We start from the raw sequence: 14,335 nt of genomic DNA, 5'->3' as shown, positions 1-14,335 counted from the left end.
TCATGGGTAATCAGAAAGTACGAAGAGCCTTCACAAGCCGAAGGAAGAGGGGCCTCCTGGCGCCTGATCACGCTCGGATGAGCGATCATCGATACATTTGTGTTCAAGTATTGAACGCACAAAGGGTGGCACCCAGTGCCACCCTTTGAAAGTCTTACCCGTGACTTTAGTGCTCATCTGAGCGAAACCCCTCCCATGCGTGGCGTATATCACGCGCCACGGAGGGCGATTTGTCAGCCTCCGGAGGTGTCCAGTTCGGCGTCCTCGCTCACACCGGCACAGTCGTAGGGGTCCTTCAACCAGCCGTCCGGCAGGACAACTCGGTTGTTTCCGGACGTCCGGCCCCGCGGGCCGTCCGCGCTCTCGGGCCACCCCTGATCCAGATCCAGCTCGCTCAGATGAGCGTTCAGCTCGGCCAGGGAAGAGGTGACCGCGAGCTTCTTGCGCATCTCGGACCCGACAGAGAAGCCCTTGAGGTACCAGGCCACGTGCTTACGGAAGTCGATCACCCCGCGCGCCTCGTCGCCGATCCACTCCCCCAGCAGCTGTGCGTGGCGGTGCATGGTGGCCGCGACCTCGCGCAGCGTCGGCTTGTGGAAGTCCTCGGGCCGCCCCTCGAAGGCCGCCACCAGGTCGTTGAACAGCCACGGCCGCCCCAGGCAGCCGCGGCCCACGACCACGCCGTCACAGCCGGTCTCGCGGACCATGCGCAGCGCGTCCTCGGCGCACCAGATGTCGCCGTTGCCGAGCACCGGGATCTCCGGCACGTGCTCCTTGAGCCGCGCGATGGCGTCCCAGTCGGCGGTGCCGCCGTAGTGCTGGGCGGTGGTCCGCCCGTGCAGGGCTATCGCGGTGACCCCCTCCTCGACGGCGATCCGGCCGGCGTCGAGGTAGGTGAGGTGGTCGTCGTTGATGCCCTTGCGCATCTTCATGGTCACCGGCAGGTCGCCGGCGCCGCCGACGGCCTCGCGCAGGATCGCGCGCAGCAGGTTGCGCTTGTACGGGAGGGCCGAGCCGCCGCCCTTGCGGGTCACCTTGGGGACGGGGCAGCCGAAGTTGAGGTCGATGTGGTCGGCGCGGTCCTCCTCGACGATCATGCGGACCGCCTTGCCGACCGTCGCCGGGTCGACCCCGTACAGCTGAATCGAGCGAGGCTTCTCGGTCTCGTCGAAGTGGATCAGCTGCATGGTCTTCTCGTTGCGCTCGACCAGGGCGCGTGTCGTGATCATCTCGCTCACGAACAGCCCCTTGCCGCCCGAGAACTCCCGGCAGAGGGTACGGAACGGGGCATTGGTGATGCCGGCCATGGGCGCGAGCACCACCGGCGGCTGCACGGTGTGCGGGCCGATCGCGAGAGGCGGAGGGAGCGTGGTCATCCGCCCATTGTCCCGCATGCCGAGGGGGTGGGGCGGACGTAGCATCGGCGGCATGATCGAGCCGAGTCCCCGGCAGCGCACGCTCGTCCTGGCGATCTGCTGCATGAGCCTGCTGATCGTCAGCCTCGACAACACCGTTCTCAACGTCGCGCTCCCTTCGATGCGCCGTGACCTGGACGCCTCGGTCGCGGGACTGCAGTGGACCATCGACGCGTACACGCTCGTCCTGGCCTCGCTGCTGATGCTCGCGGGCTCCACCGCCGACCGGATCGGCCGTCGCAAGGTGTTCGTCGCCGGCCTGGTGGCCTTCACCGTCGGCTCCCTGATGTGCTCGCTCGCCCCCAGCCTCGACTGGCTCATCGTCTTCCGGATGGTCCAGGCGGTCGGCGGCGCCATGCTCAACCCGGTAGCGATGTCGATCATCACCAACACCTTCACCGATCCCGCCGAGCGGGCCCGGGCCATCGGCGTGTGGGGGGCGGTCGGCGGGGTCTCGATGGCCGCGGGGCCCCTGATCGGCGGGGTGCTCGTGGACTCCGTGGGCTGGCGCTCGATCTTCTTGATCAACCTGCCGATCGGCCTGGCGGCACTCGCGCTGACCCTGCGCCACATCCCCGAGTCCCGGGCCGCCCGGCCGCGCCGCCCGGACCCGGTGGGGCAGGTGCTGATCATCGCGCTGCTCGGCAGTCTGACGTACGGGATCATCGAGGCGCCGACCGCCGGCTGGCACTCGCCGCTGATCATGGGATGCGCCGTGGTGGCCGTCGGCGCGTTCGTGGGGCTGCTGGTCTACGAGCCCCGGTGCCCGGAGCCGCTGATCGACCTCCGGTTCTTCCGCAGTGCGCCCTTCAGCGGGTCGACCGTGATCGCGATCAGCGCCTTCGCGGGACTGGCCGGCTTCCTCTTCCTGAACACGCTCTACCTCCAGGACGTACGGGGGCTCAGCGCCCTGCGCGCCGGGCTCTACATGCTGCCGATGGCGGCCCTGACCGTCCTCTTCGCGCCGTTGGCGGGGCGGCTGGTGGGCTCCCGGGGGCCCCGGATCTGCCTGCTGATCGCGGGTGTGGCGATGGCGGCGAGCGGGCTGCTGTTCGCCCTCTTCCAGGCGGAGACGTCCACTCCGCTGCTCTTCACCGGGTACGTGCTGTTCGGGCTCGGCTTCGGCATGGTGAACGCGCCGATCACCAATACGGCGGTGTCCGGGATGCCGCGCTCCCAGGCGGGTGTCGCGGCCGCCATCGCCTCCACCAGCCGGCAGACGGGCGGCACCCTGGGCGTCGCGGTCATCGGCTCCGTCCTGGCGGCCGGGCTGGCGGGCGGCTCCGACTTCTCCACGGCGGCCCAGCCGGCCTGGTGGATCATCTCCGTCTGCGGTCTGCTGGTCCTGGTCGTGGGCGCGGCGACGAGCGGCAGCTGGGCCCGTGCGACGGCGGAGCGTACGGCCCGCACGCTGGAGGAGCCCGTCAGCCCTTCCGCGGCGACGGGTTCCCCACGCGCGTGACGCCGACCGCGGCTACTCGTCGCAGGTGAAGTCCTCGGCCGAGGTGTTGACCCGGTCGAGGAGATCGCGCAGGAGGCCGCGCTCCTGCGCCGACAGTCCCGCGAAGATGCCGCCTTCGACCTCGTCGAGGGCGGCGTTCGTCGTGCGCAGGACGGCTTCGCCGGCGTCGGTGATGGCCACGTTGTGACGACGGCGGTCGGCCTGGTCCCGGCGGCGTTCGGCCAGGCCTTCGCCCTCCAGGTCGTTCAGGATCCCGACGAGCACGCTCGGGTCCACCTCCAGCCGCTCGGCGAGCGCCCGCTGGCTGATGGGGCCGCCTGCCAGGTGCATCAGGGTCATGGCGTGCCGCGGGGTGAGCCCGGCCGCGCTGAGCGCCCTCTTCATCCGGGTCTGGGTGACCGATCCGTGCCAGGCCAGCAGCAGGCCCAGCCGCTGCGGTGGGTGCGATCCGTCCTGATCTGCCGTCATGGTCCACATCGTAGCAATCGAGGAATCATTGCTCTTGGCAGATCGTTGATGGTATTCAATGGTTTTACATCACCGACTGTTGGAGTTCTTCATGTTCATCGCCTACGCCGTCGTCGGCGGACTGCTCGCCCTCGTCCTCACCGCATCCGCCACCTTCACGCTCCAGCGCAACGACCAGATCGTCGCGAGCATGCGGAAGGTCGAGGTCCCGGACTCCTGGCTGCCACGCCTGGCCACCCTCAAGGCCGCCGGCGCGATCGGCCTGGTCGCGGGTCTGTGGATCACTCCGCTCGGCATCGCCGCGGCCATCGGCGTGACCCTCTACTTCGTCGGCGCGGTCATCAGCCACCTCCGCGTCAAGGACTACGAGCTCGCCCCGGCCGCCGTCCTGGCCGCGGTCGCGGCCGCGGCCCTCGTCCTGCGGAGCCTCTCCTGACACTGACGAGTGACAGATATTGAAATCTGTCACTCGTCATGCCACTCTCGTTTCATGACGAAGAACGAGAGCACCACCACCGCGACCGCCGTCCACCGCACCCTCACCCTCGGCAGCACCGGCCCCACCGTCTTCCCGCTGGGGCTGGGCTGCATGGGGATGTCCGCCCTCTACGGGGAAGCCGACCGCGCCGAGTCCATCGCCACGATCCACGCCTATCTGGACGCGGCCTCCGACGGCGCGGGGGCGCTGCTCGACACGGGCGACTTCTACGGCATGGGTCACAACGAACTGCTGATCGCCGAAGCCCTGCGCACCGCGCCGGCCGCTGCCCGCGAGAAGGCGCTGACCAGCGTCAAGTTCGGCGCCCTGCGCACGGTCGAGGGCGGCTTCACCGGCTACGACGGCCGGCCCGAGGCCGTCAGGAACTTCCTCGCCTACTCGCTCCAGCGGCTCGGCCGGGACCACATCGACATCTACCGGATCGCCCGTGTGGACCCGGACGTGCCGATCGAGGAGACGGTCGGAGCCATCGCCGAGGCGGTCGAGGCCGGGCACGTGCGCCACATCGGCCTCTCCGAGGTCGGCGCGGACACCCTGCGCCGGGCCGCCGCCGTGGCCCCGGTCTGCGACCTCCAGATCGAGTACTCGCTGATCTCCCGCGGGATCGAGGACGAGATCCTGCCGACCGCGCGCGAGCTCGGCATAGGCATCACGGCGTACGGGGTGCTGTCCCGCGGCCTGATCAGCGGTCACTTCACCCGCGACCGCGCGCTGGCCCCGGGCGACTTCCGCGGCATGAGCCCCCGCTTCCAGGGCGGCAACCTCCACCGGAACCTCGACCTGGTCGACGCTCTGCGCGAGGTCGCCGAGGACAAGGGTGTGAGCGTCGCCCAGACCGCCATCGCCTGGGTGCTCTCGCGGGGCCCGCTGCACGGCGTCGACATCGTGCCGCTGGTCGGCGCCCGGCGGCGGGACCGGCTCGCCGAGGCACTGGGTGCCATCGACATAACCCTCAGCGGCAGGGACCTGGCCGCGATCGAGGAAGCCGTGCCCGCCGGGGCCGCGGCCGGAGAGCGGTACCCGGCGGCCCAGATGGCCCACCTCGACAGCGAGCGCTGAGCTGGCGGTACGGTCGTCGCATGCCTCCCGCTGCCGCCGAACCCCTGACCCCCGAGCGCATCCTCGAGACCACCGAGGAGGTGCTGCGCCGCTTCGGCCCCACCAAGGCGACCGTGGTGGACGTGGCCCGCGCCCTGGGCGTCAGCCACGGCAGCGTCTACCGGCACTTCCCTTCGAAGGCGGCGCTGCGCGAGGCCGTCACGGACCGCTGGCTCGCCAAGAGCGTCGTCATGCTGGAGGAGATCGCCTCGGCGCCCGCCCAGAGCGCCCCCTCCAAGTTGGAGGCGTGGCTGGAGGCACTTTTCGAGGCCAAGCGCCACAAGGCGGGCGACGACCCGGAGCTGTTCGCCACGTACACGGTGCTGCTCGCCGAGAACAGCGACGTGGTGGACACCCACCTGACCGAGCTGATCGACCAGTTGGCCCGGATCATCGCCGAGGGGGTCGAGGCGGGCACGCTCGCCGCCGAGGACGTGCCGGCCGCCGCCCGCGCCGTCTTCGATGCCACCGGCCGCTTCCACGATCCCCAGTACGCCGCCGACTGGCTCTCGCCCACGATCCTCACGGAGTTCGAGGCGGTCACCGCTCTGATCATCCGAGGTCTGCGCGCCTGACGCCGGACCCGGCCTGTCCGGAAGCTTCCAGCCGGGCAAAAGGCCGGTGGCCCGGTGCGCGGCGTGCGCACCGGGCCACCGGTCTTGGTACGGCGGAACCTAGCAGCCGAGCAGGCGGCTGCCGAGGTAGCTCTGGATCTGGTCCAGGGAGACGCGCTCCTGCTTCATGGTGTCGCGCTCGCGCACGGTCACCGCGTTGTCGTCCAGGGTGTCGAAGTCGACGGTGACGCAGAACGGCGTGCCGATCTCGTCCTGGCGGCGGTAGCGGCGGCCGATGGCGCCCGCGTCGTCGAACTCGATGTTCCAGTTCTTGCGCAGGTCAGCGGCGAGGCCCTTGGCCTTCGGCGACAGCTGCGGGTTGCGGGACAGCGGCAGGACGGCGACCTTGATCGGGGCCAGGCGCGGGTCGAGGCGCATCACGGTGCGCTTCTCCATGACGCCCTTGGCGTTCGGGGCCTCGTCCTCGACGTACGCGTCGAGCATGAAGGCCAGCATGGCGCGGTTGACACCGGCCGCGGGCTCGATGACGTACGGAGTCCAGCGCTCGCCGGCCTCCTGGTCGAAGTAGGTCAGGTCCTGGCCGGAGGCGGCGGAGTGGGCCTTGAGGTCGAAGTCGGTGCGGTTCGCCACGCCCTCGAGCTCGGAGAACTCATTGCCACCGAAGTTGAAGCGGTACTCGATGTCGGCGGTGCGCTTCGAGTAGTGGGACAGCTTCTCCTTCGGGTGCTCGTACCAGCGGATGTTCTCCTCGCGGATGCCGAGGTCGCGGTACCAGTTCCACCGCTCCTGCATCCAGTACTCCTGCCACTGCTCGTCCTCGCCGGGCTTGACGAAGAACTCCATCTCCATCTGCTCGAACTCGCGCGTGCGGAAGATGAAGTTGCCCGGGGTGATCTCGTTGCGGAAGGACTTGCCCATCTGCGCGATGCCGAAGGGGGGCTTCTTGCGGGAGGTGGTCTGCACCTGGGCGAACTGGGTGAAGATGCCCTGGGCGGTCTCGGGGCGCAGGTAGGCCTTGGAACCGCTGTCCTGGGTCGGGCCGAGGTGGGTCTCCAGCATGCCGGAGAACTGCTTGGGCTCGGTGAACTGGCCCTTCACACCGCAGTGGGGGCAGTTGATGTCGGCGAGGCCGCCCAGCGGCGGGCGGCCGTGCTTGGCCTCGTACGCCTCTTCGAGGTGGTCCGCGCGGTGGCGCTTGTGACAGGCGGTGCACTCGGTCAGCGGGTCCGAGAAGGTCGCGACGTGACCGGAGGCCACCCACACCTCGGGGGCCAGGATCACGGACGAGTCGAGGCCGACGACGTCCTCACGCCCGGTGACCATCGCCTTCCACCACTGGCGCTTGATGTTCTCCTTGAGCTCGACACCCAGCGGACCGTAATCCCAGGCAGCCCTGGAGCCGCCGTAGATCTCACTGCACGGGAAAACGAAGCCACGGCGCTTGCTCAGGCTGACGATGGTGTCGATCTTGTCGGCGGCCACGGTGCTCTCTTCATTACGAGGACGAACGGCGAAGTCTTTAGGTTACCGGCGCCCGCACCCCCCCTTTCAAATCGGATCCCCCTCCACGGCCGCGCGCCCAGCGCTCTCACCTGGTTTTTTGACAATCGTTTCCATCTTTGATGAAAATGGATGTCATGAACGTACGACGCCTGATACCCACCGCCGCCCTCGCCGGAGCCGTCACCCTCGGCGCCACGGCCCTGACCTCCTGCTCCGGAGCCGGCGAAGCCACCGGCAGCAAGGACGGCAAGCTCGGCGTGACGGCGTCGTTCTACCCGATGCAGTTCCTGGCCGAGCAGATCGGCAAGGACCACGTGAAGGTCGACGCCCTGACCAAGCCGGGCGTGGAACCGCACGACCTGGAGATAACCCCCAAGCAGACCGCGCAGCTCGGCGAGGCCGACGTCGTCCTCTACCTCAAGGACCTGCAGCCCGCCGTCGACAAGGCCATCGCCCAGTCCGGCGTGAAGAACGTCGTCGACGCCGCGACCCTCACCAAGCTGGAGTCGCACGGCGCCTCCGGCCACGACGCCGGCCACGGCCACGAGGGCGAGGCGGGTCACGATGACCACGCCGCCGAGGGCGAGGCGAAGCACGCCGAGGGCGAGGCCGCCACCGACCCGCACGTCTGGCTCGACCCGTCCAAGTACGCCGAGGTCGCCCAGGGCGTCGGCAAGGCGCTGGAGAAGGCCGACCCCGCCCACGCCGCGGACTACAAGAAGAACACCGACGAGCTCGTGGCCAAGCTGACCGCGCTGGACACCGAGTTCAAGGACGGCCTGAAGAACACGGGCACCAGGACCTTCATCACCACGCACTCCGCCTTCGGCTACCTCGCCGAGCGCTACGGCCTGGACCAGGAGGGCATCTCCGGCCTCGACCCCGAGTCCGAGCCCAGCCCGGCCCGGGTCAAGGAGATCCAGGAGATCGCGAAGAAGGAGAATGTCACCACGGTGTTCTTCGAGACCCTGGCCAGCGACAAGACGGCCAAGACCCTCGCGGCGGACACCGGTCTGAAGACCGACGTCCTCGACCCGCTCGAGGGAATCACCGGCACGTCCCAGGGCACTGACTACTTCGAGGTCATGCGGTCCAACCTGAAGAACCTCCAGAAGGCACTCGGTAGCAAGTAATGGCAGTACCAGCAACGGAGGCGCGAGCCATGCAGTCCACGCCCCGACAGGCAGATGACCAGCCCGTCATATCCCTGCGCGGGGCCAAGGCCTCGCTCGGCTCTCGCCCCGTGCTGCGCGGGATCGACCTCACCGTCCGTCGCGGTGAGGTCGTCGCGCTGCTCGGCGCCAACGGCTCCGGCAAGTCCACGGCCGTACGCGCCGTGGTCGGCCAGGTCCCGCTGACCGCCGGCGCCCTCTCCCTCTTCGGAACGGACTTCGGGCGCTTCCGGGACTGGGCTCGCATCGGGTACGTCCCGCAGCGCACCACCGCCGCCAGTGGCGTCCCCGCCACCGTCCGCGAGGTCGTCTCCGCCGGCCGGCTCGCCCGCTCCCGCTTCGGCGTCCTGCGCAAGGCCGACCGGGCCGCCGTCGAGCGCGCGCTGGCCCTCGTCGACATGGAGACGCACGCCGACGTCTCGGTGAGCGCCCTCTCCGGCGGCCAGCACCAGCGCGTGCTCATAGCCCGGGCCCTCGCCGTCGAGCCGGAACTCCTGATCATGGACGAGCCGATGGCGGGCGTGGACCTGGCCAACCAGGAGGTCCTCGCGAAGGCCCTGCGCCGGCAGGTCGCCGCCGGCTCCACCGTCCTCCTCGTCCTGCACGAGCTGGGCCCGCTGGAGCCCCTGATCGACCGGGCCGTCGTCCTGCGGGACGGCTGCGTCGTGCACGACGGCCCGCCCCCGGAGGCCGTGGGCCAGCACGCCCTGCCCGGCCACGACCACGTACACCCCCACGCGGCGCACGACGCCGAGCCCCTGCGGACGGGACTGCTGAGCTGATGGACCTCCTGAACTACGCCTTCATGCAGCGGGCCCTGATCGCCGCCGCGCTCGTCGGCATCACGGCTCCCGCCATCGGCACCTACCTCGTCCAGCGCCGCCAGGCCGTCATGGGCGACGGCCTCGGCCACGTGGCCATGACCGGCGTCGCCCTCGGCTTCGTGCTCAACACCAGCCCGGTGTGGATGGCCACGCTGGTCGCCGTCGTCGGCGCCGTCGGCATGGAACTGATCCGCTCCCGCGGCAAGACCAGCGGGGACGTCGCGCTCGCCATGCTCTTCTACGGCGGCCTGGCCGGCGGCGTGATGATCATCAGCGCGGGCGGCGGCTCCACGGCCAGGCTCCTCAGCGCCATGTTCGGCTCGATCACCACGGTCGCCCCGGAGGACGTCATCGCGATGGCGCTCCTCGCCGCCTTCGTCCTCGCCGTCACCATCGGCCTGCGCAGGCAGCTCTTCGCCGTCTGCCAGGACGAGGAGTTCGCCCGGGTCACCGGCCTGCCCGTACGCGCCCTGAACCTGCTGATCGCGATCACCGCCGCGGTCACCGTCACCGTCGCCATGCGCATCGTGGGCCTGCTGCTGGTCAGCGCCATGATGGTGATCCCGGTCGCGGCCGCCCAGCGGCTGACCCGCGGTTTCGCCGCCACGCTGGGCCTGGCCATCGCCCTCAGCCTCACCGTCTCGGTGACCGGCACGGCGGCCACGTACTACATCGACGCGCCGTCGGGCGCCACGATCGTGCTGCTCGCGATCGGCGTCTTCATGGTGCTGACGGCCCTCTCCACCCCCCTGGCCCGGCGCCGGGCGAAAGCGGCCCGCGCCGCCGAGGACGTGTGCACGCGGGACGACGTGAAGGTCTAGGGGTCTCGGCCGCCTGGCACAATGGCGGCAGGCCGATACGAGGAGGAACCGGTGGCGACTGCGCCTGGCGAGATGAATACCGCGCCAGTACGAGGACGATCCACCCGGCAGCGGGCGGCCGTGGCGGCGGCGCTGGACGAGGTGGACGAGTTCCGCAGCGCCCAGGAACTCCACGACATGCTCAAGCACCGTGGCGATTCCGTGGGCCTGACCACCGTCTACCGCACCCTCCAGTCGCTCGCGGACGCCGGCGAGGTCGACGTGCTGCGCACCAGCGACGGCGAGTCCGTCTACCGCCGCTGCTCCACCGGGGATCACCACCACCACCTGGTCTGCCGCAAGTGCGGCAAGGCCGTCGAGGTGGAGGGCCCGGCCGTGGAGAAGTGGGCGGAGTCCATCGCGGCCGAGCACGGCTACGTGAACGTGGCCCACACGGTGGAGATCTTCGGCACCTGCGCCGACTGCGCGGCCGCCGCCGGTTAGACCCGGGTCAGGTTGCGGTCCAGGATCGCCCGCAGCCGGTCCGCGTCCGCGGGGGCGGCGAGGCCGCGCTTGGGCAGCACCAACACCATGACGGCCTGCTTGTCACCCGAGAACACCGCGAAGTGCGCCGGCGTCTCGGCGTAGTAGGCCAGGGCGGCCCACTGGTGGTACGAGGAGGCCAGGGTCCCGGCTACGGCCACCCCGTCGCCGTCGAGGACCGTCCGGCAGTCACCCGCCGCGTCCAGCGCTCCCCGGTAGGCCCGGGCCAGCATCCGGTGGCCGAAGAGCACGTACGCCCAGCAGAACACGACCCCCGCGAGCAGCCCCGTCGTCACGGGTGTCGTGCCCCCGTCCTGCGCGATCAGCACAGCGACCAGCACCGGACCGAGCAGGCTCACGAGGACGAACGGCCGACGCTGGCGGCGCCCGGCACGGGTCCTGTTGCGGGCGCGCAACGCCTCGGCCATGTCCGTCGTCGTCGGCCTGTAGCGGAGCTCGACCGCCTGCCCCGCCGATGCCGACTCGTGTATGCGGAACAGCGGATCCCCACCCATGTCGTCCATGAGCGGGGATCTTAGGGGCAGGGCGGTCAGCCGGCCGAGCCGGGGCCCTCCGGCTGGTTCGGTACCGCGCCGCCGAAGCGGCGGTCGCGCTGGGCGTACTCCAGGCACGCCGCCCAGAGGTTGCGGCGGTCGAAGTCCGGCCACAGCACGTCCTGGAAGACCATCTCCGCGTACGCGCTCTGCCAGAGCAGGTAGTTGGAGGTGCGCTGCTCGCCGCTCGGCCGCAGGAACAGGTCCACGTCCGGCATGTCCGGGTAGTACATGTACTTCGCGAAGGTCTTCTCGTTCACCTTCGACGGGTCCAGCTTGCCGGCCGCCACGTCGCGGGCGATCGCCTGCGCCGCGTCCGCGATCTCCGCGCGGCCGCCGTAGTTCACGCAGAAGTACAGGGTCATGGCGTCGTTGTCGACGGTCTGCTCTTGAGCGACCTGGAGCTCCTGGACGACCGACTTCCACATCTTCGGCATGCGGCCGACCCAGCGGATGCGGATGCCCAGCTCGTTCATCTCGTCGCGGCGGCGCCGGATGACATCGCGGTTGAAGTTCATCAGGAAACGGACCTCGTCGGGCGAGCGCTTCCAGTTCTCCGTCGAGAAGGCGTACAGGGAGAGGTTCTTGACGCCCATCTCCAGGCAGCCCTTGAGCACGTCCAGTACGACGCCCTCGCCGACCTTGTGGCCCTCGGTGCGCGGCAGGCCGCGCTCCTTGGCCCAGCGGCCGTTGCCGTCCATGACGACCGCGACGTGGTTCGGGACGAGCTCGCCGGGGATCTTCGGCGGGCGCTCACCGGACGGGTGCGGCTCGGGAACCTTGTACTCGCGGCGAGAGCGCCCCAGAATCCCGCGTCGTGCCATGTGGTCCAGCTCCTATTTCTCGACGTATCGCAGGGAGCGTAGCCCGCGCTCGAGATGCCAGTGCAAATAGGCGGAGACGAGCCCGCTGCCCTCCCGCACGTGGCGCGCCTCGCACGCGTCGGCGTACCCCCAGTCGCCCGTCAGCAGGGCGCTGAGCAGGGCGATGGCCTCAGACGAGGGTACGACGCTGCCGGCCACCCGGCAGTCGCCGCATATCACCCCGCCCGCGGCGACGGAGAAGTGCCGGTTGGGGCCGTGGATCCCGCACTTCGCGCAGTCCTCGAAGCTGGGCGCGTAGCCGTTGACGGCGAGGGAGCGCAACAGGAAGGCGTCGAGGATGAGGTGCGGCTCGTGTTCGCCGCGCGAGAGGGTGCGCAGGGCGCCGACGAGCAGCAGGTACTGCTGTACGGCGGGTTCGCCCTCGTTCTCGCAGAACCGCTCGGCGGTCTCCAGCATGGCCGTGCCGGCGGTGTAGCGGGCGTAGTCGGTGACGATTCCGTTGCCGTACGGGGCGATGATCTCGGTCTGGGTGCAGAGCGGGAGGCTGCGGCCGATCAGTTCGCTCCCGCGGGCGAAGAACTGCACGTCGGCGTGGGAGAAAGGTTCCAGCCGGGCCCCGAATTTGGACTTCGTACGCCGGACCCCGCGGGCGACGGCCCGGACCCGGCCGTGGCCTCGGGTCAGCAGCGTGATGATGCGGTCCGCCTCACCCAGCTTCTGGGTGCGCAGCACGATGCCGTCGTCGCGGAACAGACTCATGGGCCCATTGTCGCCTGTACGGGGACCCGCGCGGGGACAGCACTGACCCCTCGCCCGGAGGGGGGTCCGGGCGAGGGGTCACCACCCCTTGGGAGGCTTGGGAGGATCAGGGAGCGGACGGGGCGGCGTCCACGTCGTCCGCCTTCTCGGCCCCAGGGGCGGGGGACGCCGCCTGGGCGGGGACCGCCGCGGGGACCTTGTCGCCCGGGCCGTCGGCCTCGCTCGCGGCCTCGGACTCGGTTCCGGACTCGGTCCCGGCCGCGGGCTTGGCCTCGGTCGCGGTCGCGGTCGCGGCCGCGGCCGCGGCCGCGATCGGCTCCTGGGGGACGACGTGGGCGCCGTCCTTCGCGCCGTCCTTGGCCAGACCGTTGAAGACGAGGTTCAGCACGATGGCGGCCGTGGCACCGAGCGTGACACCGCTGTTGAGCAGCGAGGACAGGTCCGCGTCCATGTACTTGGTGAAGAAGACCGGGACCGTCGCGGGGAGCAGGGCGAAGGCCAGGGACACGCCCACGATGAGCGCGTTCTTCTCCTCCTTGAGGTCCACCTTGGCCAGCGTCTGGATACCGGCCAGGGCGACCATGGCGAACATGACGGTCGCGGCGCCGCCGAGGACGCCGTGCGGTACGGCGGCGACGATCGCGGCGGCCTTGGGCAGCAGGCCAAGGATGATCATGAAGACGCCCGCGGCGACGACCACGAACCGGCTCTTCACCTTCGTCATGCGCACCAGGCCGACGTTCTCGGCGAAGGCGACGTACGGGAAGGAGTTGAGGACACCGCCGAGGGCGGTCGCGGCTCCGTCGGCACGCAGGGCGCGGGCCACGGTCTCGCTGTCGACGTCCTTGCCGACGATGTCGCCGACGGCGTAGGTGTCACCGGTCGTCTCGACCATGGTGATCAGCATGACGATGAGCATCAGGACGATCGGGAACCACTCGAACTGCGGGACGCCGAAGTGGAAGGGCGTGGTGACACCGATCCAGTCCGACTTGCCCACGTCACCGAACTTGGCGTCCCCGAGGAGGAAGGCGACCGCGGTGCCGACGACCAGGCCGAGCAGGATGGAGATGCTGGAGAGGAACGGCTTGCCGATCTTCATCAGGACGAGGATGAAGAGCATCGTGCCACCGGCGTAGGCGAAGTTCTTCGGGTCGCCGAAGTCGGGGCTGCCGAGGCCGCCGGCCGCGTCGTTGAGACCGACTGGGATCAGGACGATGCCCAGCACGGTGATCACCGTGCCGGTGACGACCGGCGGGAACAGCCGCATGACGGTCCGGAAGGCCTTGGCGGGCAGCCAGGCGAAGGCGAAGGTGGCGATACCGGCGGTGATGACCGCGCCGTAGATGACCAGCAGGGCGGCGGTCCCACCCCCCGCACCGAGGCCGATGGCGATCATCGGGGAGACGGCGGTGAAGGTCACGCCCTGGATCAGCGGCAGTCGCGCACCGATCCGGCCGATGCCCCACGCCTGGATGATCGAGGCGATGCCGCAGGTGAAGAGGTCCGCGTTGATCAGGTAGACGAGCTGTTCAGGGCTCAGCTTCAGCGCGTTGCCGACGATGATCGGGACGATCACCGCGCCGGCGTAGAAGGCGAGTACGTGCTGGAAGCCGTACAGCGCGAGCTTGGGGAGGGGGAGCACCTCGTCGACCGGGTGCGTGCTCTGCTCTCCATCGGTGGAAAGCCGGGCGGCGACACGTGCCATCTCAGCCTTGCCCTTCAAGGTAGGTAAGTGAGAGGAGATCTGGTTATCCCTGGCCGGAGTGGGTCGCTAACCCGTTGATCCGCCAGGGTTGTCAGTGCGTTCACGTGAATCGAAGCCGCGCTGTGTTAACT

At 69.8% G+C, this 14,335-nt stretch carries 15 protein-coding genes; 8 read left to right on the top strand and 7 right to left on the bottom strand.

Translation table 11 applies throughout. The features are described 5' to 3' along the window. Window positions 1–233: 233 nt before the first annotated feature. Complete coding sequence (gene dusB / locus ACZ4TV_RS31255) at window positions 234–1,394, bottom strand: tRNA dihydrouridine synthase DusB (protein ID WP_468138544.1); 1,161 nt, start codon at window positions 1,392–1,394, stop codon at window positions 234–236. A gap of 34 nt (window positions 1,395–1,428) precedes the next feature. Here dusB and ACZ4TV_RS31250 point away from each other — a divergent pair, with 34 nt between their 5' ends. Further along, window positions 1,429–2,877 carry an MFS transporter gene (locus ACZ4TV_RS31250; RefSeq protein WP_468138543.1) on the top strand — a complete coding sequence of 483 codons (1,449 nt, stop codon included), beginning with the start codon at window positions 1,429–1,431 and terminating at the stop codon, window positions 2,875–2,877. A 12-nt stretch (window positions 2,878–2,889) separates the two neighbouring features. Here ACZ4TV_RS31250 and ACZ4TV_RS31245 read toward each other — a convergent pair whose 3' ends face one another. After that, window positions 2,890–3,345: a MarR family winged helix-turn-helix transcriptional regulator gene (locus tag ACZ4TV_RS31245; RefSeq protein WP_468138542.1), complete on the bottom strand. Its 456-nt coding sequence runs from the start codon at window positions 3,343–3,345 to the stop codon at window positions 2,890–2,892. Between the two features lie 91 nt (window positions 3,346–3,436). Here ACZ4TV_RS31245 and ACZ4TV_RS31240 point away from each other — a divergent pair, with 91 nt between their 5' ends. Genes ACZ4TV_RS31240 through ACZ4TV_RS31230 form a run of 3 tightly spaced genes read left to right on the top strand, consistent with a single transcriptional unit; the run spans window position 3,437 to window position 5,517 of the window. After that, the gene (locus ACZ4TV_RS31240) at window positions 3,437–3,781 is read left to right on the top strand and encodes a DoxX family protein (protein ID WP_468138541.1); all 345 of its coding nucleotides are present in this window, start codon (window positions 3,437–3,439) and stop codon (window positions 3,779–3,781) included. Between the two features lie 54 nt (window positions 3,782–3,835). Then, window positions 3,836–4,903: an aldo/keto reductase gene (locus ACZ4TV_RS31235; protein WP_468138540.1), complete on the top strand. Its 1,068-nt coding sequence runs from the start codon at window positions 3,836–3,838 to the stop codon at window positions 4,901–4,903. Between the two features lie 20 nt (window positions 4,904–4,923). Next, window positions 4,924–5,517, top strand: a complete 594-nt coding sequence (locus ACZ4TV_RS31230; RefSeq protein WP_468138538.1) for a TetR/AcrR family transcriptional regulator — start codon at window positions 4,924–4,926, stop codon at window positions 5,515–5,517. Between the two features lie 99 nt (window positions 5,518–5,616). On the opposite strand, the gene ACZ4TV_RS31225 is transcribed toward ACZ4TV_RS31230, so the two are convergent. Next, window positions 5,617–6,999 carry a glycine--tRNA ligase gene (locus ACZ4TV_RS31225; RefSeq protein WP_468138536.1) on the bottom strand — a complete coding sequence of 461 codons (1,383 nt, stop codon included), beginning with the start codon at window positions 6,997–6,999 and terminating at the stop codon, window positions 5,617–5,619. Between the two features lie 155 nt (window positions 7,000–7,154). Between ACZ4TV_RS31225 and ACZ4TV_RS31220 the strand changes: the two genes are divergently transcribed. From ACZ4TV_RS31220 to ACZ4TV_RS31205, 4 genes are read left to right on the top strand one after another with little or no spacing between them, the layout of a single operon-like run. Then, entirely contained in the window at window positions 7,155–8,153 is a 999-nt protein-coding gene (locus tag ACZ4TV_RS31220) for a metal ABC transporter substrate-binding protein (protein ID WP_468138535.1), read from the top strand. Between the two features lie 29 nt (window positions 8,154–8,182). Next, the gene (locus ACZ4TV_RS31215; RefSeq protein WP_468138533.1) at window positions 8,183–8,974 is read left to right on the top strand and encodes a metal ABC transporter ATP-binding protein; all 792 of its coding nucleotides are present in this window, start codon (window positions 8,183–8,185) and stop codon (window positions 8,972–8,974) included. After that, window positions 8,974–9,837 (top strand): metal ABC transporter permease, encoded by an 864-nt coding sequence (locus ACZ4TV_RS31210; protein WP_468138531.1) that lies wholly within the window; start codon window positions 8,974–8,976, stop codon window positions 9,835–9,837. The genes ACZ4TV_RS31215 and ACZ4TV_RS31210 overlap by 1 nt, the downstream gene beginning before the upstream one ends. 51 nt (window positions 9,838–9,888) lie before the next feature. After that, complete coding sequence (locus ACZ4TV_RS31205) at window positions 9,889–10,320, top strand: Fur family transcriptional regulator (RefSeq protein ID WP_078999356.1); 432 nt, start codon at window positions 9,889–9,891, stop codon at window positions 10,318–10,320. On the opposite strand, the gene ACZ4TV_RS31200 is transcribed toward ACZ4TV_RS31205, so the two are convergent. The 4 genes from ACZ4TV_RS31200 to ACZ4TV_RS31185 all read right to left on the bottom strand — a co-directional run bounded on the left by ACZ4TV_RS31200 (window position 10,317) and on the right by ACZ4TV_RS31185 (window position 14,204). Continuing rightward, window positions 10,317–10,883 (bottom strand): YcxB family protein, encoded by a 567-nt coding sequence (locus ACZ4TV_RS31200; protein WP_468138530.1) that lies wholly within the window; start codon window positions 10,881–10,883, stop codon window positions 10,317–10,319. The genes ACZ4TV_RS31205 and ACZ4TV_RS31200 overlap by 4 nt on opposite strands. Window positions 10,884–10,909: 26 nt before the next feature. Continuing rightward, the gene (locus tag ACZ4TV_RS31195) at window positions 10,910–11,737 is read right to left on the bottom strand and encodes an isoprenyl transferase (protein WP_468138528.1); all 828 of its coding nucleotides are present in this window, start codon (window positions 11,735–11,737) and stop codon (window positions 10,910–10,912) included. A 12-nt stretch (window positions 11,738–11,749) separates the two neighbouring features. Then, a complete protein-coding gene (recO, locus tag ACZ4TV_RS31190; protein WP_468138527.1) occupies window positions 11,750–12,496 on the bottom strand; it encodes a DNA repair protein RecO in 747 nt (248 codons plus the stop codon). A gap of 106 nt (window positions 12,497–12,602) precedes the next feature. Next, on the bottom strand, window positions 12,603–14,204 hold the full coding sequence (locus tag ACZ4TV_RS31185; protein WP_468138525.1) for a nucleobase:cation symporter-2 family protein: 1,602 nt from the start codon (window positions 14,202–14,204) through the stop codon (window positions 12,603–12,605). Between the last annotated feature and the right edge of the window lie 131 nt (window positions 14,205–14,335).

This window comes from Streptomyces sp. NPDC028910 (assembly GCF_055564955.1).
The sequence above is the reverse complement of the archived record's forward strand: the minus strand, read 5'-3'. Positions and strand labels throughout refer to the sequence as shown.